At 70.5% G+C, this 20,897-nt stretch carries 20 protein-coding genes; 18 read left to right on the forward strand and 2 right to left on the reverse strand.

The window, feature by feature from the left end; translation table 11 throughout:
* The first annotated feature begins 12 nt into the window (after positions 1-12).
* Both OG780_RS33580 and rpsD read left to right on the forward strand, forming a co-directional pair.
* Positions 13-1,368, forward strand: a complete 1,356-nt coding sequence (locus OG780_RS33580) for a replication-associated recombination protein A (protein ID WP_328454527.1) — start codon at positions 13-15, stop codon at positions 1,366-1,368.
* 340 nt (positions 1,369-1,708) lie between these two features.
* Positions 1,709-2,323, forward strand: coding sequence for a 30S ribosomal protein S4 (rpsD, locus tag OG780_RS33585; RefSeq protein ID WP_326788915.1), 615 nt, complete (start codon positions 1,709-1,711; stop codon positions 2,321-2,323).
* A gap of 39 nt (positions 2,324-2,362) precedes the next feature.
* Here the strand turns inward: rpsD and OG780_RS33590 are convergent, their stop codons facing one another.
* On the reverse strand, positions 2,363-4,531 hold the full coding sequence (locus OG780_RS33590) for an ATP-binding protein (protein ID WP_328454530.1): 2,169 nt from the start codon (positions 4,529-4,531) through the stop codon (positions 2,363-2,365).
* 161 nt (positions 4,532-4,692) lie between these two features.
* Here OG780_RS33590 and OG780_RS33595 point away from each other — a divergent pair, with 161 nt between their 5' ends.
* The 14 genes from OG780_RS33595 (at position 4,693) to nusB (ending at position 18,296) form a co-directional block, all read left to right on the forward strand.
* Positions 4,693-5,127, forward strand: coding sequence for a DUF948 domain-containing protein (locus OG780_RS33595; protein ID WP_261702773.1), 435 nt, complete (start codon positions 4,693-4,695; stop codon positions 5,125-5,127).
* 7 nt (positions 5,128-5,134) lie between these two features.
* On the forward strand, positions 5,135-5,491 hold the full coding sequence (locus OG780_RS33600; RefSeq protein ID WP_328454532.1) for a DUF6167 family protein: 357 nt from the start codon (positions 5,135-5,137) through the stop codon (positions 5,489-5,491).
* Positions 5,491-8,163: an alanine--tRNA ligase gene (alaS, locus tag OG780_RS33605; protein WP_328454534.1), complete on the forward strand. Its 2,673-nt coding sequence runs from the start codon at positions 5,491-5,493 to the stop codon at positions 8,161-8,163. Before OG780_RS33600 ends, alaS begins: the two co-directional genes overlap by 1 nt.
* Before the next feature lie 11 nt (positions 8,164-8,174).
* A complete protein-coding gene (gene ruvX / locus OG780_RS33610; protein ID WP_328454536.1) occupies positions 8,175-8,639 on the forward strand; it encodes a Holliday junction resolvase RuvX in 465 nt (154 codons plus the stop codon).
* A gap of 123 nt (positions 8,640-8,762) precedes the next feature.
* Positions 8,763-10,643: an endolytic transglycosylase MltG gene (mltG, locus tag OG780_RS33615; protein WP_328454538.1), complete on the forward strand. Its 1,881-nt coding sequence runs from the start codon at positions 8,763-8,765 to the stop codon at positions 10,641-10,643.
* Positions 10,624-11,472, forward strand: a complete 849-nt coding sequence (locus OG780_RS33620) for a shikimate dehydrogenase (protein WP_328454540.1) — start codon at positions 10,624-10,626, stop codon at positions 11,470-11,472. The genes mltG and OG780_RS33620 overlap by 20 nt, the downstream gene beginning before the upstream one ends.
* A gap of 42 nt (positions 11,473-11,514) precedes the next feature.
* Complete coding sequence (locus tag OG780_RS33625; RefSeq protein ID WP_328454542.1) at positions 11,515-11,883, forward strand: hypothetical protein; 369 nt, start codon at positions 11,515-11,517, stop codon at positions 11,881-11,883.
* A gap of 173 nt (positions 11,884-12,056) precedes the next feature.
* Positions 12,057-13,241, forward strand: coding sequence for a chorismate synthase (gene aroC / locus OG780_RS33630; protein WP_328454544.1), 1,185 nt, complete (start codon positions 12,057-12,059; stop codon positions 13,239-13,241).
* Entirely contained in the window at positions 13,238-13,753 is a 516-nt protein-coding gene (locus tag OG780_RS33635; protein WP_328454546.1) for a shikimate kinase, read from the forward strand. The genes aroC and OG780_RS33635 overlap by 4 nt, the downstream gene beginning before the upstream one ends.
* Complete coding sequence (gene aroB / locus OG780_RS33640) at positions 13,750-14,841, forward strand: 3-dehydroquinate synthase (RefSeq protein ID WP_328454548.1); 1,092 nt, start codon at positions 13,750-13,752, stop codon at positions 14,839-14,841. Before OG780_RS33635 ends, aroB begins: the two co-directional genes overlap by 4 nt.
* Before the next feature lie 191 nt (positions 14,842-15,032).
* Positions 15,033-15,971, forward strand: a complete 939-nt coding sequence (locus OG780_RS33645; protein WP_328454550.1) for a Pro-rich N-terminal domain-containing protein — start codon at positions 15,033-15,035, stop codon at positions 15,969-15,971.
* Between the two features lie 155 nt (positions 15,972-16,126).
* On the forward strand, positions 16,127-17,233 hold the full coding sequence (locus tag OG780_RS33650) for an aminopeptidase P family protein (RefSeq protein ID WP_328454552.1): 1,107 nt from the start codon (positions 16,127-16,129) through the stop codon (positions 17,231-17,233).
* Positions 17,234-17,292: 59 nt separating this feature from the next.
* Entirely contained in the window at positions 17,293-17,859 is a 567-nt protein-coding gene (efp, locus tag OG780_RS33655; protein ID WP_261702763.1) for an elongation factor P, read from the forward strand.
* 2 nt (positions 17,860-17,861) lie between these two features.
* Positions 17,862-18,296, forward strand: coding sequence for a transcription antitermination factor NusB (gene nusB / locus OG780_RS33660; protein ID WP_328454559.1), 435 nt, complete (start codon positions 17,862-17,864; stop codon positions 18,294-18,296).
* Positions 18,297-18,499: 203 nt separating this feature from the next.
* Here nusB and bldD read toward each other — a convergent pair whose 3' ends face one another.
* A complete protein-coding gene (gene bldD, locus OG780_RS33665; RefSeq protein ID WP_037621142.1) occupies positions 18,500-19,000 on the reverse strand; it encodes a transcriptional regulator BldD in 501 nt (166 codons plus the stop codon).
* 245 nt (positions 19,001-19,245) lie between these two features.
* Here bldD and pyrR point away from each other — a divergent pair, with 245 nt between their 5' ends.
* Both pyrR and OG780_RS33675 read left to right on the forward strand, forming a co-directional pair.
* On the forward strand, positions 19,246-19,836 hold the full coding sequence (gene pyrR, locus OG780_RS33670) for a bifunctional pyr operon transcriptional regulator/uracil phosphoribosyltransferase PyrR (RefSeq protein ID WP_326788929.1): 591 nt from the start codon (positions 19,246-19,248) through the stop codon (positions 19,834-19,836).
* Between the two features lie 82 nt (positions 19,837-19,918).
* Complete coding sequence (locus OG780_RS33675; protein ID WP_328454563.1) at positions 19,919-20,896, forward strand: aspartate carbamoyltransferase catalytic subunit; 978 nt, start codon at positions 19,919-19,921, stop codon at positions 20,894-20,896.
* Position 20,897 lies beyond the last annotated feature (1 nt).

A 20,897-nucleotide genomic window follows, 5' to 3' on the forward strand; every position in this document is an offset into this window, starting at 1 on the left:
AGGGTTTCGCACGTGGAGCCCGACCTGTTCACCGCCGCCGCCGAAGAGCGCCAGGAGAAGGACCCGTCCGCCAGCCCGCTGGCGGTGCGGATGCGTCCACGCACCCTCGACGAGGTCGTGGGACAGCAGCATCTGCTGAAGCCGGGCTCACCCCTGCGCAGACTCGTCGCCGAGGGGAGCGGCGGCCCCGCCGGACCGTCCTCGGTGATCCTCTGGGGCCCGCCGGGCACCGGCAAGACGACCCTCGCGTACGTCGTCTCCAAGGCCACCGACAAGCGCTTCGTCGAGCTCTCCGCGATCACCGCGGGTGTCAAGGAAGTGCGCGCGGTCATCGAAGGAGCCCGCCGCGCCACAGGCGGCTACGGCAAGGAGACCGTCCTCTTCCTGGACGAGATCCACCGCTTCAGCAAGGCCCAGCAGGACTCCCTCCTCCCCGCCGTGGAGAACCGCTGGGTGACCCTGATCGCCGCGACCACCGAGAACCCGTACTTCTCGGTGATCTCGCCGCTGCTCTCCCGCTCCCTCCTCCTGACCCTCGAATCGCTCACCGACGACGACCTGCGCGGCCTGCTGCGCCGCGCACTCGGCTCGGAACGTGGCCTCAAGGAGTCCGTGGCCCTGCCCGGGGACGCCGAGAACCACCTGCTGAGGATCGCCGGCGGTGACGCCCGCCGCGCCCTGACGGCCCTGGAGGCCGCGGCCGGCGCCGCGCTCGACAAGGGCGAGCCGGAGATCACCCTCCAGACGCTGGAGGAGACGGTCGACCGCGCCGCCGTGAAGTACGACCGCGACGGTGACCAGCACTACGACGTGGCGAGCGCGCTCATCAAGTCCATCCGCGGCTCCGACGTGGACGCCGCCCTGCACTACCTGGCCCGGATGATCGAGGCGGGCGAGGACCCCCGCTTCATCGCCCGCCGCCTGATGATCTCCGCCAGCGAGGACATCGGCCTCGCCGACCCGAACGCGCTGCCCATAGCCGTGGCAGCCGCCCAGGCCGTCGCGATGATCGGCTTCCCCGAGGCCGCGCTCACCCTGAGCCACGCCACGATCGCCCTCGCGCTGGCCCCGAAGTCCAACGCCGCGACCATGGCCATCGGCGCCGCCATGGAGGACGTGCGCAAGGGCCACGCCGGCCCGGTGCCGACGCATCTGCGCGACGGGCACTACAAGGGCGCGGCCAAGCTCGGGCACGCCCAGGGGTACGTGTATCCGCACGACCTGCCCGAGGGCATCGCCGCCCAGCAGTACGCGCCCGAGGAGCTCGCGGACCGGGAGTACTACACACCGACCCGGCACGGCGCCGAGGCGCGGTACGCCGACGCGGTGGAGTGGACCAGGAAACGCCTCGGTAGAGGGCGGTCCTGAGCACCCTGTAGCATGGCTCGAAGCGCTGCGTCCCGTGTCCGGCTCCGGTCGGCACCACCAGAACGGGACATCCAGCCGGAGCCCCTGCCTCCACGGGGGGATTCCAGGAGCGTCGCGCACCGTCGAAGGTGTCGCGGGCAGCCCACCACCACCCGGATTTTCGGGACCGGCCGGTGGGTTATTCGCGTGCTGCACGTATGTGCCCAGACCCAGGAGCGGCTGCCCGCCCCGTCCACGTGGTTCGCCACAGCGGCGAGGAGGGTTTCCCGGGCTGCGGATTGCGACCTCCCCTAACCCTGGTGAAGCCGTATTCGCATCAGAAACATGAGGTGTTTGGTTCATGGCGAACCAGTCCCGCCCCAAGGTCAAGAAGTCGCGTGCGCTCGGTATCGCGCTGACCCCGAAGGCCGTCAAGTACTTCGAGGCCCGCCCCTACCCGCCGGGCGAGCACGGCCGCGGCCGCAAGCAGAACTCGGACTACAAGGTCCGTCTGCTGGAGAAGCAGCGTCTGCGCGCGCAGTACGACGTGTCCGAGCGCCAGCTCGTCCGCGCCTACGAGCGTGCCGCCAAGACGCAGGGCAAGACCGGTGAGGCTCTGGTCATCGAGCTGGAGCGTCGTCTCGACGCGCTGGTCCTTCGTTCGGGCATCGCCCGCACGATCTACCAGGCCCGCCAGATGGTCGTCCACGGCCACATCGAGGTCAACGGCGGCAAGGTCGACAAGCCGTCGTTCCGCGTCCGTCCCGACGACGTCGTGATGGTCCGCGAGCGCAGCCGCAGCAAGACGCTGTTCGAGGTTTCCCGCGCGGGCGGCTTCGCCCCCGACGGTGAGACCCCGCGCTACCTCCAGGTGAACCTCCCGGCCCTGGCCTTCCGCCTGGACCGCGAGCCGAACCGCAAGGAGATCCCGGTGATCTGCGACGAGCAGCTCGTCGTCGAGTACTACGCCCGCTGATCTTCTTACAGCGGACGCGGTACCACCTGCGCGTCAGTGTCAGCCCGTCGTCTCCCCGCCCTTCGCGGTGGGCGAGACGGCGGGCTCTCGCACGTCCGGGGGCAGTCTGCGCGGCGACGGCACCGCCCCGAGCGGCGGCACCCCGGCACCGCCCAGCGCACGGGCGACCGCCGCGTCCTGCCCGAGCAGCTCTCCCGCCCGTACGCACTCCTCGTAGCGCTCGTCGCCCAGTTGCTGCCGGGAAAGAGCCGCGCAGCGCTCGTGCGGCGCGTTGTAGTACGCCGAACCGAACAGCGGCAGGCCGACCGACGGCCACATCCGCGACGCCGCCCCCTGGAGCACCGCGGCCTCGGCCGGATCGCCCTCCGCCACCGTGACCAGGGCGAGCAGCTCGACCGCGAGAACGGCACCGAGCAGATCGTGGAAGCCGTACGCGATACCGAGCCCCTGCTCCAGCAGTCCGCGGGCCCGTGCCTGATCGTCCCCGGCCTGGGCCTCGTACGCGAGGACGTACAGCGCGTACGCCAGCGCCCAGCGCTCCCCGTGGTCCTCGCAGACCCCGCGGACGTCCTCGCACAGCTTCACCGCGCCCGGCAGATCGCCCTGGAAGGCGAGCGCCATCGCCAGTTCGACCTGGCCCATCAGCACGTTGCTGTTGAGCTCGCCGATCTCGTGATAGCGGTCCAGTGCCGAGCGCAGCAGTTCCTCGGCACGCGCCATGTCGTCCGTGACCAGGGCCAGACAGCCGGTGCGATGCTCGGCGTAGGCGACCGCGACGGCGTTCTCGCAGCGCTCCGCCTCCTCGCGGCACTCCTGGAGCGCGGACAGCGCGGGCACCGAGTCCCCCTGGAGGACCGCCACATAGCCGAGCACCCACAGGGCCTTCAGCCGTGACGGGTCACGGTCGCCGTCCAGCTCGACACTGCGCTCCAGCCAGTGCCTGCCCTCGGCGAGCCGGCCGCAGCCGACCCAGTAGAACCACAGGGCGCCCGCCAGATACTGGCCCAGATGCGCCTCGTCGGGTTCGCCGAGCGAGTACTCCAGCGCGCAGCGCAGATTCGGCAGTTCTGTCTCGACGCGTACCGCCACCTCGGCCTGGCGCGGCGAGAACCAGTCGAGCTCGCACCACGTGACCAGGCCCATGTACCAGTCGCGGTGGCGGCGGCGCAGCCGCTCCGCGTCGCCCGTCGCCTCCAGCCAGTGCGCGCCGTAGGCCCGGACCGTGTCCAGCATCCGGTAGCGCACACCCGCCGCGGTCTCCTCGCGCGACAGCACCGACTGCGCGAGCAGCTCGCCGAGCACGTCCAGCACGTCGTCGGCGTGCAGCCCGTCCCCGCTGCACACGTATTCGGCGGCCTCCAGGTCGAACTGCCCGGCGAACACCGAAAGACGTGCCCACAGGAGCCGTTCAGCCGGTGTGCACAGTTCGTGGCTCCAGCCGATCGCCGTCCGCAGGGTCTGGTGCCGTGGCGGCGCGTCGCGCACACCGCCGGTCAGCAGCCGGAACCGGTCCTCCAGGCGGGCCAGGAGCTGCGCGGGGGACAGGGCGCCGACGCGTCCCGCCGCCAGTTCCAGCGCCAGCGGGATCCCGTCCAGCCGCCGGCACAGCTCCCGGACGTCGGAGCTGTTGCCCTCGTCCAGAGCGAAGCCGGGCACCCGGGCGGCCGCCCGGTCCGCGAACAGCTCGACCGCCTCCGCCGTGGCCAGCGGAGCCAGCGGGAACACCCGCTCGCCCGCGATGCCCAGCGGTCTGCGGCCCACGGCCAGCACCCGCAGTCCCGGCGCCCGCCGCAGCAACTCGCCCGCCAAGGAGGCACTCACGTCGGCCAGATGCTCGAAGCCGTCCAGGACCAGCAGGAGCCGGCGCCCGGCGAGGTGGTCGAGCAGCGTCCGGCGCGGCGCTTTCGCCGTGTGGTCGGTCAGACCGAGGGCCTCGGCCACGGCGTACTCGACGAGTTCCGGTTCCTGCAGCGCGGACAGGTCCACGCGCCACACGCCGTCGCGCGGGTACGTCCCCGCCGCGGCGTGCGCGGCGAACCGGGTCTTGCCGACGCCGCCCATGCCGGTCACGGTCACCAGGCGGACCGTCTCCAGTGCCTCGGCCAGCCGCGCGAGCTCGGCGGAGCGCCCCACGAACGCGTCGAGTTCCAGGGGCAGATTGCCGGGTGCGGCAGGACCGGAGTGTCGGGCGGGCTGAGAACGCTGCATGAGATACGGAGCGTACTGACCCGTTAGCGCTCCGTACAATCGGTTCCCGCAACTCCACACTCCGGAGCGGATAAATGCGGTACGGAGCCCCGGCCCCGGCGCGATAGGCTCGGGTGACGACTTTTCGATGTTCAGGCGCACAGTCAGGGAGCGGGTGCACAGTGTCCGGTGGTGAGGTGGCCGGGATCCTGGTGGCCGTCTTCTGGGCGATCCTGGTCTCCTTCCTCGCCGTCGCGCTGGTGAGGCTGGCCCAGACGCTCAGGGCGACCACCAAGCTCGTGGCGGACGTGACCGACCAGGCCGTCCCGCTCCTGGCCGACGCCTCGGCGGCGGTGCGCTCCGCGCAGACGCAGATCGACCGGGTCGACGCCATCGCGTCGGACGTCCAGGAGGTCACGTCGAACGCCTCGGCGCTGTCGACGACCGTCGCCTCCACGTTCGGCGGCCCGCTGGTCAAGGTCGCGGCGTTCGGGTACGGCGTGCGCCGGGCCATCGGAGGCCGTCGAGAGAATGTGCCCGACAAAGCGTCCCGGCGTACCGTGATCGTGGGCCGCACCGTCCCGTCCGCGCGGCGGGGAAAGCGGAAGAAGGACTGACGCAGCGATGTTCCGCCGTACGTTCTGGTTCACCGCGGGCGCAGCCGCGGGTGTATGGGCCACCACCAAGGTCAACCGCAAGCTCAAGAAGCTGACCCCCGAGAGCCTCGCGGCACAGGCCGCCAACAAGGCGATCGACGCGGGCCACCGGCTCAAGGAGTTCGCCCTCGACGTCCGCGACGGGATGGCCCAGCGAGAGGTCGAACTCGGCGAGGTGCTCGGCCTGAACGCGCCCCCGGATCCCGAACTGCCCACGCAGCGCCGCATCGCCGCGATCGGCGGCGGCGAGCAGTCGGGCGACAACAAGCAGATCAAGTACATCGACAACACGACGTACTCGTACAACCGGAATGAGGACCACTGATGGAGTCGGCTGAAATCCGCCGCCGCTGGTTGAGCTTCTACGAGGAGCGCGGTCACACCGTCGTCCCTTCGGCGTCGCTCATCGCGGACGACCCGACTCTGCTCCTGGTCCCCGCCGGCATGGTCCCCTTCAAGCCGTACTTCCTCGGTGAGGTCAAGGCTCCCTGGGCGCGCGCCACCAGCGTGCAGAAGTGCGTGCGCACGCCCGACATCGAAGAGGTCGGCAAGACCACGCGCCACGGCACGTTCTTCCAGATGTGCGGCAACTTCTCCTTCGGCGACTACTTCAAGGAAGGCGCCATCACCTACGCCTGGGAGCTGCTCACCTCGCCCCAGGACAAGGGTGGCTACGGCCTCGACCCCGAGCGTCTGTGGATCACGGTCTACCTCGACGACGACGAGGCCGAGACCATCTGGCGCGACAAGATCGGCGTCCCGGCCGAGCGCATCCAGCGCCTGGGCAAGAAGGACAACTACTGGTCCATGGGCGTCCCGGGCCCCTGCGGTCCGTGTTCCGAGATCAACTACGACCGCGGCCCCGAGTTCGGTGTCGAGGGCGGCCCGGCCGTCAACGACGAGCGCTACGTGGAGATCTGGAACCTGGTCTTCATGCAGTACGAGCGCGGCGAGGGCACCTCGAAGGACGACTTCGAGATCCTCGGCGACCTGCCCAGCAAGAACATCGACACCGGTCTCGGCATGGAACGCCTCGCCATGATTCTGCAGGGTGTGCAGAACATGTACGAGATCGACACCTCCATGGCCGTCATCAAGAAGGCCACCGAGCTGACGGGCGTCGAGTACGGCGCCGCCCACGCCTCCGATGTGTCGCTGCGCGTGGTCACCGACCACATGCGCACCTCCGTGATGCTCATCGGCGACGGCGTGAGCCCCGGCAACGAGGGCCGCGGCTATGTGCTGCGACGCATCATGCGCCGCGCCATCCGCAACATGCGCCTGCTCGGCGCCGGCGGTCCCGTCGTCAAGGACCTCATCGACGTCGTGATCGCGATGATGGGCCAGCAGTACCCGGAGCTGGTCAGCGACCGGCAGCGGATCGAGACCGTGGCCCTCGCCGAGGAGGCCGCCTTCCTCAAGACGCTGAAGGCCGGCACGAACATCCTCGACACGGCCATCACCGACACCAAGGAGTCCGGTGGCACGGTCCTCGCCGGCGACAAGGCCTTCCTGCTCCACGACACCTGGGGCTTCCCGATCGACCTCACCCTCGAAATGGCCGCCGAACAGGACCTGTCGGTGGACGAGGACGGCTTCCGCCGCCTGATGAAGGAGCAGCGGGACAAGGCCAAGGCCGACGCCCGCGCCAAGAAGACCGGCCACGCCGACCTCGGCGCCTACCGTCAGATCGCCGACGCCGCCGGCGAGACCGACTTCATCGGCTACGACCGCACCGAGGCCGAGTCGACGGTCGTCGGCATCCTCGTCGACGGCGTCTCCTCCCCGGCCGCCACCGAGGGCGACGAGGTCGAGATCGTCCTCGACCGCACCCCGTTCTACGCCGAGGGCGGCGGCCAGATCGGTGACACGGGCCGCATCCGGGTCGACACCGGTGCCGTCATCGAGATCCGCGACTGCCAGAAGCCCGTCCCGGGTGTGTACGTCCACAAGGGTGTCGTCCACGTCGGCGAGGTCACCGTCGGCGCCAAGGCCCAGGCCACCATCGACGTACGCCGTCGCACGGCCATCGCCCGCGCCCACTCGGCCACGCACCTCACGCACCAGGCCCTGCGCGACGCCCTCGGCCCGACGGCCGCCCAGGCCGGTTCCGAGAACCAGCCCGGTCGCTTCCGCTTCGACTTCGGCTCCCCGTCCGCCGTCCCGACGGCCGTGATGACGGACGTCGAGCAGCAGATCAACGAGGTGCTCGCCCGCGACCTGGACGTGCACGCCGAGATCCTGAGCCTCGACGAGGCCAAGAAGCAGGGCGCCATCGCCGAGTTCGGCGAGAAGTACGGCGAGCGCGTCCGCGTCGTGACCATCGGCGACTTCTCCAAGGAGCTGTGCGGCGGTACCCACGTGCACAACACCTCCCAGCTCGGCCTGGTGAAGCTGCTCGGCGAGTCGTCCATCGGTTCCGGCGTGCGGCGCATCGAGGCCCTGGTCGGCGTCGACGCCTACAACTTCCTGGCCCGTGAGCACACGGTCGTCGCCCAGCTCCAGGAACTGGTCAAGGGCCGCCCGGAGGAGCTTCCGGAGAAGATCTCCGCCATGCTCGGCAAGCTGAAGGACGCCGAGAAGGAGATCGAGAAGTTCCGCGCGGAGAAGGTCCTCCAGGCCGCCGCCGGTCTCGTCGAGTCCGCCAAGGACGTCAACGGAGTGGCCCTGGTCACCGGTCAGGTCCCGGACGGCACGGGCGCCGACGACCTGCGCAAGCTGGTCCTCGACGTGCGCGGCCGCATCCAGGGCGGACGCGCCGCCGTGGTGGCCCTGTTCACGGTCGCGGGCGGCAAGCCCCTGACGGTCATCGCCACCAACGAGGCCGCCCGCGAGCGCGGTCTGAAGGCCGGCGAACTGGTCCGCGCCGCCGCCAAGACCCTCGGCGGCGGCGGTGGCGGCAAGCCGGACGTCGCCCAGGGCGGCGGCCAGAACCCCGCCGCCGTCGGCGAGGCCATCGACGCGGTCCAGCGCCTCGTCGCCGAGACGGCCAAGTAGAGGCCGCGGACATGCGCAGAGGACGTCGGCTCGCGATCGACGTCGGGGACGCCCGGATCGGGGTCGCCTCGTGCGACCCCGACGGGATCCTCGCGACACCGGTGGAGACGGTCCCGGGGCGTGACATCCCGGCCGCCCACCGCCGGTTGCGGCAGCTCGTCGAGGAGTACGAGCCGATCGAGGTCGTCGTCGGACTCCCTCGCTCCCTCAAGGGGGGCGAGGGTCCCGCCGCGGTCAAGGTCCGTGCCTTCGCCCAGGAGCTCGCGGAAGGGATCGCTCCTGTTCCGGTACGGCTCGTGGATGAGAGGATGACCACGGTCACGGCCAGTCAGGGCTTGCGTGCCTCGGGCGTGAAGTCGAAGAAGGGCCGGTCCGTGATCGACCAGGCGGCAGCCGTCGTCATCCTTCAGCAGGCCCTGGAATCCGAACGGGTGTCAGGCAAGTCGCCCGGCGAGGGCGTCGAAGTGGTCATGTGATCGCGATACGGTAACGTTCCGCCCGATGCGGTGGTGTTCGAACAGCCGTCGCACAGTAAAGAGGCGGACGGGAGCCGGGCCATAGGAGCCGGCCGCTGCCGGCTCGCGGCTCGTAGGGGATCGATGACTGAGTATGGCCGGGGCCCTGGCTCCGAACCGTGGCATCCGGAGGACCCGTTGTACGGGGACGGCGGATGGGGCGGGCAGGCCGCCGACGGCCAGTCCGCCTACGACGGCGGCCAGCCGCAGCACTATCCGCAGCAGGGCGACTGGGGCCAGGGTCAGCAGTACCAGGGCCAGCAGTACCCGCCGCAGGGCCAGCACGGTCAGTACCCGGGCCAGCAGCAGTACCAGGACCAGCAGTTCCAGGGCCAGCAGCAGTACCCGAACCAGGAGCAGCAGCAGTACCCGGGGCAGGGCCAGCAGCAGTACCCGAACCAGGGGCAGCAGCAGTACGACGGTCAGGGGCAGCAGTACCCGAACCAGGGGCAGCAGCAGTATCCGGGGCAGGGCCAGCAGCAGTACCCGGGCCAGGGGCAGCAGCAGTACGACACCCAGGGCGGGCAGCAGTACCCGAACCAGGGGCAGCAGCAGTACGCGGACAACGGCACCGGCGCACAGTCCCAGGTGCCGTACGCGGCCGACCCCGCCGACCCCTACGCGGGCCAGTACACGGCTGAGCAGCCCGACGGCTACAACACCCCGGACGCCTATCCGCCGCCCGAGCCGCCCGCCCGGCGCCGTGCCGAGCCCGAACCCGAGCCGGACTGGGACCCGGGACCGGACCAGGGCGAGCACGCCTTCTTCGCCGGCGGCGACGACGAGGACGACCTCGACGAGGACGACGACGACCCGAAGAAGCGCCGGGGCCGCGGGGACCGCAAGGAACCACGGGGCGGCGGCAAGGAGCGCGGCGGCAAGGGCAAGAAGCGCCGCAGCGGCTGCGCCTGCCTGGTGGTCGTCGCGGTCTTCGGCGGCGGTCTCGCCGGAGCCGGGTATTTCGGGTACCACTACTACCAGAATCGTTTCGGCGCGGCCCCCGACTTTGCCGGCGAGGGTACGGGAGAAATTCCCGTCGAGATCGGCAAGGGCGAGGGCGGTTATGTGATTGGCCAGAAGCTCAAGGCGGCCGGTGTCGTCAAGAGCGTGGACGCGTTCGTGTCCGCTCAGGCGGAGAATCCCAAGGGCAAGTCGATCCAGGCGGGCGCCTATATTCTGCGCAAGGGGATGTCGGCCAAGAGTGCCGTCGAGCTGATGCTCGACCCCAAGAGCCAGAACAACGTGACCGTGCCTCCCGGTGCCCGCAATGCCCAGGTGTACGCGAAGATCGACGAAAAGCTCGGACTCGCCAAGGGCGCGACGAGCGCCGTCGCGAAGAAGAAGTACAAGACCCTCGGGCTGCCGAGCTGGGCGAACACCAACAAGGACATAAAGGACCCCCTGGAGGGGTTCCTCTACCCGCTCACGTATCCCGCCGCCAAGGGCATGAAGCCCGAGGCCGTGCTGAAAGGCATGGTCGCGCAGGCCAACAAGAGGTACACGGCGTTGGGACTCGTGGCGAAGGCGAAGGCGCTCAAGCTCGACAACCCCCTTCAGGTGGTCACGGTCGCGAGCCTGGTCCAGGCCGAGGGCAAGACGCACGACGACTACCGCAAGATGGCCGAGGTCGTCTACAACCGTCTGAAGATCACCAACACCGAGACCAACCAGAAGCTGCAGTTCGACTCGACCTTCAATTACCTGAAGGGCCAGAGTAAGATCAACATCGGCGAGTCCGAGATCAACAGCAATCCGGACCCGTACAACACGTATTACCACAGGGGGCTGCCGCCCGGTCCGATCGGCAATCCGGGCGACGACGCCTTCAGGGCGGTGTTCAACCCCACGAAGGACGGCTGGATGTATTTCGTGGCGACCGACGGTCAGAACAATACGGAATTCGCCAAGACCCTGGCCCAGTTCGAGAGGCTCAAGGACAAATTCAATGCCAGCTCGGGCAACTGACGCTCGCCGGGCTGCCGTGCTCGGTTCGCCGATCGCGCACTCCCTCTCGCCGGTGCTGCACCGCGCCGCGTACCGGGAACTGGGCCTCGGTGCGTGGACGTACGACCGCTTCGAGATCGACGAGGCGGCGCTGCCCGCTTTCGTCGAGGGCCTCGGACCGGAGTGGGCCGGGCTGTCGCTGACCATGCCGCTCAAGCGGGCCGTCATGCCGCTGCTCGACGGGATCAGCGAGACGGCCGCCTCCGTCGAGGCGGTCAACACCGTCGTGTTCACCGAGGACGGGCGGCGCGTCGGTGACAACACCGACATCCCCGGGATGGTCGCCGCGCTGCGCGAGCGGGGGATCGAGCAGGTCGACTCGGCCGCCGTTCTCGGCGCCGGCGCCACCGCCTCCTCCGCACTGGCCGCCCTCGCCCGGATCTGCACCGGTGAGGTCGTCGCGTACGTACGAAGCCGGGAGCGGGCCGCCGAGATGCGGCAGTGGGGCGAGCGCCTCGGTATCGAGGTGCGCACCGAGGACTGGGGCGACGCCGAACAGGCGCTGCGGGCGCCGCTGGTGATCGCCACGACGCCGGCCGGGACCACGGACGCGCTGGCCGCCGCCGTCCCGGGGCGCCCCACGACCCTGTTCGACGTGCTGTACGACCCCTGGCCGACCGACCTCGCGGCGCGCTGGTCCGCGTACGGCGGAGCGGTGGTCGGCGGACTGGATCTGCTCGTGCACCAGGCGGTGCTCCAGGTGGAGCAGATGACCGGGCGGCACCCGGCCCCTCTGGGAGCCATGAGAAAAGCCGGGGAACACGCGCTCGCTTCCCGTAAGATCCGCTGAGTTCCGCAGGGGGCGGAGCGCAGGGCAGGGGGATTCAGGTACATGACCAGCATGTCCACCGGGGTGCCACTGGCGTCCGGCAAGGGTGAGATCGTCGAGCTCGTCCTGAAGTTCATGCCCGACTGGGTGCAGGTCACGGTGCTCGCGCTGATCGTGCTCGCCGTCCTCGGCTCGTGGATCCTGAAGCTCACGCGCAAGATCCAGTACTGGCGTGCCGTGCGGGCGGGTGTGCCCGTGCACGCCGCGGCGCGGCACGGACAGGGACGCGGCGCGGACTACCTGGGGGCGTACGCCCCGCAGCAGGACCAGCTCCCGCGGACACCGGCACAGGGCGGGCCCAGCGGTGCCGACTTCCTCGGTTCCTACGCTCCGGGCCAGGGTCAGGGCCAGGGGCAGAACGCGGCGCACTGAGCCCGTCGTCCGTGCCCGGCCGTCCCGTCTGATGGACCTGCGGCCGGTTCCCGCCTCCGGACGTGGGAGGATCGAACATGGCGGGCCTGGGCCGCGCACCCGGTCGCGCCGTCGCCGTACGCGAGGACACGTGTACGCAGCAGCAGTACAGGGCGCCAACATGAGGAGCACCGTTGAGCAGGTTGCGCTGGCTGACCGCTGGGGAGTCCCACGGTCCCGCACTTGTCGCGACGCTGGAGGGTCTTCCCGCCGGCGTGCCGATCACGACGGAGATGGTCGGCGACCATCTGGCGCGGCGGCGGCTCGGGTACGGCCGCGGTGCCCGGATGAAGTTCGAGCGTGACGAGGTCACCTTCCTCGGCGGCGTCCGGCACGGACTCACCCTCGGCTCCCCGGTCGCGGTCATGGTCGGCAACACCGAGTGGCCCAAGTGGGATCAGGTCATGGCGGCCGACCCGGTCGCCCCGGAGATCCTCGCCGACCTGGCCCGCAACGCGCCACTGACCCGTCCGCGGCCCGGTCACGCCGACCTCGCCGGCATGCAGAAGTACGGCTTCGACGAGGCCCGCCCGATCCTGGAGCGCGCCTCCGCCCGCGAGACCGCGGCCCGCGTGGCGCTCGGTGCCGTCGCCCGCTCGTACCTGAAGGAGACGGCCGGGATCGAGATCGTCTCCCACGTTGTCGAACTCTGCTCGGTGAAGGCCCCGCAGGGCGTGTACCCCACCCCGGCCGACGTCGAGAAGCTCGACGCCGACCCGCTGCGCTGCCTCGACGCCGACACCTCGAAGGCGATGGTCGCGGAGGTCGACCAGGCCCACAAGGACGGCGACACGCTCGGCGGCGTGGTCGAGGTGCTCGTGTACGGCGTGCCCGTGGGCCTGGGCTCGCACGTGCACTGGGACCGCAAGCTGGACGCCCGGCTGGCCGGTGCCCTGATGGGCATTCAGGCGATCAAGGGCGTCGAGATCGGCGACGGCTTCGAACTGGCCCGGGTGCCCGGCTCCCAGGCCCACGACGAGATCGTCAACACGCCCGAGGGCATCCGCCGTGTCTCGGGCCGCGCCGGCGGCACCGAGGGCGGTCTGAGTACCGGTGAACTGCTGCGCGTCCGCGCCGCGATGAAGCCGATCGCCACCGTGCCGCGCGCGCTGGCCACCATCGACGTCGCCACCGGCGAGGCCGCCAAGGCCCACCACCAGCGCTCCGACGTCTCCGCCGTACCGGCCGCCGGCATCGTGGCCGAGGCCATGGTCGCCCTCGTCCTCGCGGACGCGGTGGCCGAGAAGTTCGGCGGGGACTCGGTCACCGAGACCCGCCGCAACGTCCGGTCCTACCTCGAGAACCTGGCCATCCGGTGACCGCCCCACGGCTGGTCCTGGTCGGACCGATGGGGGTCGGCAAGTCCACGGTGGGCGCGCTCGTCGCCGAGCGGCTCGGCTGCGCCTACCGGGACACGGACGACGACATCGTGGCGGCCGAGGGCCGTGCCATCGCCGACATCTTCGTCGACGAGGGCGAGCCCGCCTTCCGCGCGATCGAGAAGCGGGCGGTGCGCGAGGCGCTCGCCGAGCACGACGGTGTACTGGCGCTGGGCGGCGGTTCGATCCTCGACGCCGACACCCGGGCGCTGCTCGCCGGTCACCAGGTCGTCTATCTCTCCATGGACGTCGAGGAGGCGGTGCAGCGCACCGGCCTGAACGCCGCCCGGCCGCTGCTCGCCGTCAACCCCCGCCGACAGTGGCGCGAGCTGATGGAGGCACGCCGCCACCTGTACACCGAAGTCGCCCGCGCGGTCGTGGCGACCGACGGCCGCACCCCCGATGAGGTCACCCAAGGGGTCCTCGACGCACTGGAGTTGAAGGAAGCATGAGCGAGGCAGTGACCCGTGTCCAGGTCGGTGGCACCGCGGGCACCGACCCCTACGAGGTCCTGATCGGCCGTCAGCTCCTCGGTGAGCTGGGCGGGCTGATCGGCGACAGGGCCAAGCGTGTCGCCGTGATCCACCCCGAGGCGCTCGCCGACACAGGTGAGGCGCTGCGCGCCGACCTGGCGGAGCAGGGCTTCGAGACCGTCGCCATCCAGGTGCCGAACGCCGAGGAGGCCAAGACCGCCGAGGTCGCGGCCTATTGCTGGAAGGCGCTGGGCCAGTCCGGCTTCACCCGCACCGACGTCATCGTCGGCGTCGGCGGAGGCGCCACCACCGACCTCGCCGGATTCGTGGCCGCGACCTGGCTGCGCGGGGTCCGCTGGATCGCCGTCCCCACCACCGTGCTCGCCATGGTCGACGCGGCGGTCGGCGGCAAGACCGGCATCAACACCGCCGAGGGCAAGAACCTCGTCGGCGCCTTCCACCCGCCCACGGGCGTGCTGTGCGACCTGGCCGCGCTCGACTCGCTGCCGGTCAACGACTACGTCTCCGGGCTCGCGGAGATCATCAAGGCCGGCTTCATCGCCGACCCGGTGATCCTGGAACTCATCGAGTCCGACCCGGAAGCGGCCCGGACTCCCGCGGGACCGCACACCGCCGAGCTGATCGAACGCTCCATCAAGGTCAAGGCCGAGGTCGTCTCCGGGGACCTCAAGGAGTCGGGGCTGCGCGAGATCCTCAACTACGGCCACACGCTCGCCCACGCCATCGAGAAGAACGAGCGCTACAAGTGGCGGCACGGCGCCGCCGTGTCCGTCGGCATGCATTTCGCCGCCGAACTCGGCCGTCTCGCGGGCCGGCTGGACGACGCGACCGCAGACCGGCACCGCACGATCCTGGAGTCCGTCGGTCTCCCGCTGAGCTACCGCTACGACCAGTGGCCGAAGCTCGTGGAGAACATGAAGGTCGACAAGAAGTCGCGGGGCGACCTGCTGCGCTTCATCGTCCTCGACGGACTGGCCAAGCCGACCGTCCTGGAGGGCCCGGACCCGGCCGTCCTGCTCGCGGCGTACGGCGAGGTCGGCGAGTAACGGGCGGCGCCGGGCGAGGACGTAAGGTCCGAAGAGCACCTGCTCAGCCCGTTTGCCTCTCCTCACCGGGCACTTCGCACGGTCCCCGGCCGTTCACACAACGGCGGCCGGGGAAGGTACCGTTCGGTAGCGACGGGACCGGCGTCCCGTCCGCCAGCGCACATCGCCTGTACGAGACGGAGTGGCACCGGATGCAGCACGCAGTGGGGGCTCCGCTGCCGCCGCCCCACCAGCCGGGGCAAGGGCCGGCCGCCGGATGGTCGCCGGCCGGACAGTACCCGGGGCAGCAGGGCCCCGCGCCCGCTCCCGGCTTCGCCGGAGCGCCGGTGCCGCCCGGCGCCCCACCCGCCCAGGCGCCGCAGCATCATCTGCCACCGCATCAGATGCCCCAGCAGCCTCCGCAGCATCCGTCGGTGCAGCCTCCGCAACATCCGCAGCACCCGTCGGTGCAGCCTCCGCAGCACTCGCCGGTGCCGCCCGCGCCGGACACCACCGGGCATGTGCGGCTGCCTCCGGGTGTGTCGGTGGCCATGCCGAGCCTGCCGCCCGCCACGGGCGCGCCCGACCCGGCGGCGACCACGCTGGCGGTCCTGCTCATCGGGCCCGCGGGCGCCGGGAAGACCAGTGTCGCCAAGTACTGGGCGGACCACCGCCGGGTGCCCACGGCGCACATCAGCCTCGACGACGTACGCGAATGGGTGCGCTCGGGCTTCGCCGACCCGCAGTCGGGCTGGAACGACCATTCCGAGGCGCAGTATCGTCTCGCCCGCCGCACCTGCGGCTTCGCCGCCCGCAACTTCCTGGCCAACGGCATCTCGTGCATCCTCGACGACGCCGTCTTCCCGGACCGGCCGGTCGTCGGCCTCGGCGGCTGGAAGCGGCACGTGGGCCCCGGGCTGCTGCCGGTCGTGCTCCTGCCGGGCCTGGAAGTGGTCCTCGAGCGCAACGCGGAGCGCTCGGGGAACCGCAGGCTCAGCGACGAGGAGGTCGCGCGCATCCACGGCCGCATGGCGGGCTGGTACGGCTCCGGGCTCCCGATCATCGACAACTCCCAGCTCGACGTGGCGGCCACGGCCCGCGTCCTGGACGACGTCCTGGCACGCTCGATCGCCAGCCCGCCGCAGTGGTGAAAGGGTTCGGCCCGCCGAGGTGAAGATAAGGGTTCGGCCGGTCGCGGTGCTGAAACGGTCCGGCCCGCGGTCCCGTGGCCGTCCGTCCGGCGCAGGACCCACCCGTCCGGCCCTCTGAACCGGCGACATCCGGCCACCGCTCGTAGGCTCGGTTCATGCCAGAGGTGTACGCGACCCGCAGAGAGCGGCTCCGGGAGCGTTGTACGGCGGGCGGCAGCGCGACAGCGCTCGTCACCCGTCCCGCCAACGTGAGGTATCTCGCCGGCGCCGCGCCGCTCGGCGCGGTGCTGCTGCTCGGCAGCGACGAGGACATGCTGCTGTGCGCCGGCCCGCCGTCCGGCGAAGCCATGGAAGGGCGCCCCGACGAGGCGCTGAACGTCCGGGTGCTGCCGCGTGCCGGAGGCGATCCGGCCGTCGCCGCCGCCGGACTGGCGGCCGATCAGGGCGCCGAGTCCATCGCGGTCGAGGAACACCACCTGACCGTGACCCGGCACCGCGCCCTCGGCTCGGTCGCGCCGCGGTTGCGTCTGGACGACCTGGGCGGCGCGGTGGAGCAGCTGCGCGTGATCAAGGACGAGGAGGAGATCTCGGCGCTGCGGATCGGCGCCGAGATCGCCGACCAGGCGCTCGGCGAACTCCTCGAGTCGATTCTCGTCGGCCGCACGGAACGCCATCTCGCCCTGGAACTGGAGCGCCGGCTCGTCGACCACGGCGCAGACGGACCGGCCTTCGCCACCTCGGTCGGCACCGGCCCGAACTCGGGACGCCGCGGCCACCGGCCCAGTGACCGGCGTGTCGAGGAGGGCGACTTCCTCTCCGTCTGTCTCGGTGCGACCTACCGCGGCTACCGCTGTGAGATCGGTCGTACGTTCGTGATCGGCACCTCGCCCGCCGACTGGCAGATCGAGCTGTACGACCTCGTCTTCGCCGCCCAGCGCGCCGGCCGGGAGGCACTGGCACCCGGCGCCGCCTACCGGGACGTGGACCGCGCGGCCCGTCAGGTACTGGACGCCGGGGGCCATACCGAAGGCCTTCCGCCCCTGACGGGACACGGGGTCGGGCTCGAAATCGACGAGGACCCGCAGCTTGCCCCCGCGGCCATGGGTAAACTGGACGCTTGCGTGCCGGTCACCGTCGAACCGGGGGTCCACCTTCCGGGCCGGGGCGGTGTCAGGATCGATGACACGCTCGTCGTACGCCCTGAGGCGGACGGCGGACCCGAGCTACTCACCATCACGACCAAGGAACTGCTCGCGCTCTAGCTTTCGAGCTGCGTGCGTGCGCCGGGGTCGTCCACGTCAGTCCAGGAGATTCCGCAACCGTGGCTTCCACGAACGACCTCAAGAACGGCCTGGTGCTCAAGCTCGACGGAGGCCAGCTCTGGTCCGTCGTCGAGTTCCAGCACGTCAAGCCCGGCAAGGGCCCGGCCTTCGTGCGCACCAAGCTGAAGAACGTGCTCTCCGGCAAGGTCGTCGACAAGACGTTCAACGCCGGCGTCAAGGTCGAGACGGCCACGATCGACAAGCGCGACATGCAGTTCTCGTACATGGACGGCGAGTACTTCGTCTTCATGGACATGGAGACGTACGACCAGCTCATGGTCGACCGCAAGGCCGTCGCCGACGCCGCCAACTTCCTGATCGAGGGCTTCACGGCCAGCGTCGCCCAGCACGAGGGCGAGGTGCTCTTCGTCGAGCTGCCGGCCGCCGTCGAGCTGGTCATCCAGGAGACCGAACCGGGTGTCCAGGGCGACCGCTCCACCGGTGGCACCAAGCCCGCCACCCTGGAGACCGGCCACCAGATCCAGGTCCCGCTCTTCATCACCACCGGTGAGAAGATCAAGGTCGACACCCGCACCAGCGACTACCTCGGCCGGGTGAACAGCTAACCGTGGCTGCCCGCAACACGGCCCGCAAGCGCGCCTTCCAGATCCTCTTCGAGGGCGACCAGCGCGATGTGGACGTACTGACGGTCCTCGCGGACTGGATCCGGCACTCCCGGTCGGACACCCGGCAGCCGCCGGTCAGCGAATACACGATGGAGCTGGTCGAGGGCTACGCCACCAAGGCGCGGCGGATCGACGAGCTGCTCGCGCAGTACGCCGTCAGCTGGACGCTGGACAGGATGCCGGTCGTCGACCGCAACATCCTGCGCCTCGGTGCCTACGAGCTGATCTGGGTCGACGAGACCCCGGACGCCGTGGTTCTCGACGAGGCGGTGCAGTTGGCGAAGGAGTTCTCCACGGACGAGTCGCCCTCGTTCGTGAACGGCCTGCTGGGCCGGCTGAAGGACCTGAAGCCGTCGCTCCGCCGCGACGAGGACTGACCGGCAGCAGCAACCGCCGTAGCCGTACGGCCCCAAGGGGGCGTACACGAACGCCGGAGGGCCCGCAGCGATCACGCTGCGGGCCCTCCGGCGTTCGTGTACGCCGACGACTCCCCAGGCCCGCAGACGGCCGCCGGGGTGGCCGGAACCATCAGGTTCCGGCCACCCCGGCGGCACGTTTCTGCTGAGCTGTCCTAAGGGATTCAGCCCTCGTCGTGGGCGACCGCGCGGCGCGCGTCCGCGTCCAGGACGCCCCAGCTGATCAGCTGCTCCGTCAGGACCGAGGGGGACTGGTCGTAGATCACGGCGAGGGTGCGCAGGTCGTCCTGGCGGATCGACAGCACCTTGCCGTTGTAGTCGCCGCGCTGCGACTGGATCGTCGCCGCGTAGCGCTGGAGCGGGCCCGCCTTCTCGGCCGGCACGTGCGCGAGCCGCTCGAGGTCGAGGACCAGCTTCGGCGGCGGCTCGGCGGCTCCGCCCGGAGTGGTGCCGGGCAGCAGCTCCTGGACCGGAACCCCGTAGAAGTCCGCCAGCTCGGCGAGACGCTGTACGGTGACGGCGCGGTCGCCGCGCTCGTACGAACCGACCACGACCGCCTTCCAGCGGCCCTGCGACTTCTCCTCCACGCCATGGAGGGAAAGGCCCTGCTGGGTGCGGATGGCGCGGAGCTTGGCCCCGAGCTGTTTGGCGTATTCGCTGGACATATAGCTCCCCGGACGCTGTATCAACGTGCGGCTCCGCCGCGCGGCTGGTGACTCACTGTGAGGTTACGCAGCGTTACTCTCCCCCGTCAAGCCGAAGGATTTTCGACCGGTCCCCGCACGGGGGTCACCGGGGGTGGCTCAAAGGGGGGTGATCAGGTCCGTTGCCGGGCTGGTACCGTTGATGGCGCAAATCCGACGTCCTTTAATGATCCGTCCCGTGAGGCGGAGAAGGAGGTCCGTTTCTTATGGACACCGAGCACGACAAGCAGCAGTACGAAGCCGATGCGCGGCCCGTTCTGGAGGCGCCCGACATCGCGCGGGTGCTGACCCGCATCGCCCACGAGATCGTCGAACGCGCCAAGGGCGCCGACGACGTGGTGCTCCTGGGCATTCCGACCCGGGGTGTGTTCCTGGCCCGCAGGCTGGCCGACAAGCTCGAAGAGATCACCGACCGCAAGATCCCGGTCGGCTCCCTCGACATCACCATGTACCGCGACGACCTGCGCATGCACCCGCCCCGTGCGCTGGCCCGCACCGAGATCCCCGGTGACGGCATCGACGGCCGCCTCGTCGTCCTCGTCGACGACGTGCTCTTCTCCGGCCGCACTATCCGCGCCGCGCTCGACGCGCTGAACGACATCGGCCGGCCGCGCGCCGTGCAGCTCGCGGTCCTCGTCGACCGGGGCCACCGCGAACTGCCCATCCGCGCCGACTACGTCGGCAAGAACCTCCCCACGTCGTTGCGGGAGACGGTCAAGGTCCAGCTCGCCGAGGAGGACGGTCGCGACACCGTGCTGCTCGGTGCCAAGCGGACCTCCCCGGGCGAGCGTCAGTAGCACTCCGGCCCGTGCCGCGACGTGCGCTCCCGCGCGCCCGCATGCCCGAATCCTCCCTGAACTTCCCTACGGAGCCTGACAGATGCAGCGTCATCTCATCTCGGCCGCCGACCTCACCCGCGACGACGCCGTCCTGATCCTCGACACCGCCGAGGAGATGGCCCGGGTCGCCGACCGGCCGATCAAGAAACTGCCGACCCTGCGCGGCCGCACCGTGGTCAACCTCTTCTTCGAGGACTCGACCCGCACCCGGATCTCCTTCGAGGCCGCCGAGAAGCGCCTCTCCGCGGACGTCATCAACTTCACCGCCAAGGGGTCGAGCGTCTCCAAGGGCGAGTCCCTCAAGGACACCGCCCAGACCCTGGAGGCGATGGGCGTCGACGCCGTCGTCATCCGGCACGGCGCCTCCGGAGCCCCCTACCGGCTCGCCACCTCCGACTGGATCGACGCCGCCGTCATCAACGCGGGCGACGGCACCCACCAGCACCCCACGCAGGCCCTGCTCGACGCCTTCACCATGCGCCGCCGGCTCGTCGGCCGGGACGCCGGGATCGGCCAGGACCTGTCCGGCAAGCGCATCACGATCGTCGGCGACGTCCTGCACAGCCGCGTCGCCCGCTCCAACGTCGACCTGCTGCACACCCTCGGGGCCGAGGTCACCCTCGTCGCGCCGCCCACCCTGGTGCCGGTCGGCGTGGAGGCCTGGCCCTGCGAGATCTCGTACGACCTCGACAGCACCCTCTCCAAGTCCGACGCCGTGATGATGCTGCGCGTGCAGCGCGAGCGGATGAACGCGGCGTTCTTCCCCACCGAGCGCGAGTACTCGCGTCGCTACGGGCTCGACGGCGACCGCATGGCGAAAATGCCGGAGCACGCCATCGTGATGCACCCCGGTCCGATGGTCCGCGGCATGGAGATCACCGCGGAGGTCGCCGACTCCGAGCGCTGCACCGTCGTCGAGCAGGTCGCCAACGGTGTCTCCATCCGCATGGCCGTCCTGTACCTGCTCCTGGGCGGCAACGAGCCCGCCGTCACCCACACCCGTACCGAGGAGAAGTAAG

The sequence above is a fragment of the Streptomyces sp. NBC_00386 genome (assembly GCF_036063235.1).
In the GTDB taxonomy this organism is placed as follows: domain Bacteria; phylum Actinomycetota; class Actinomycetes; order Streptomycetales; family Streptomycetaceae; genus Streptomyces.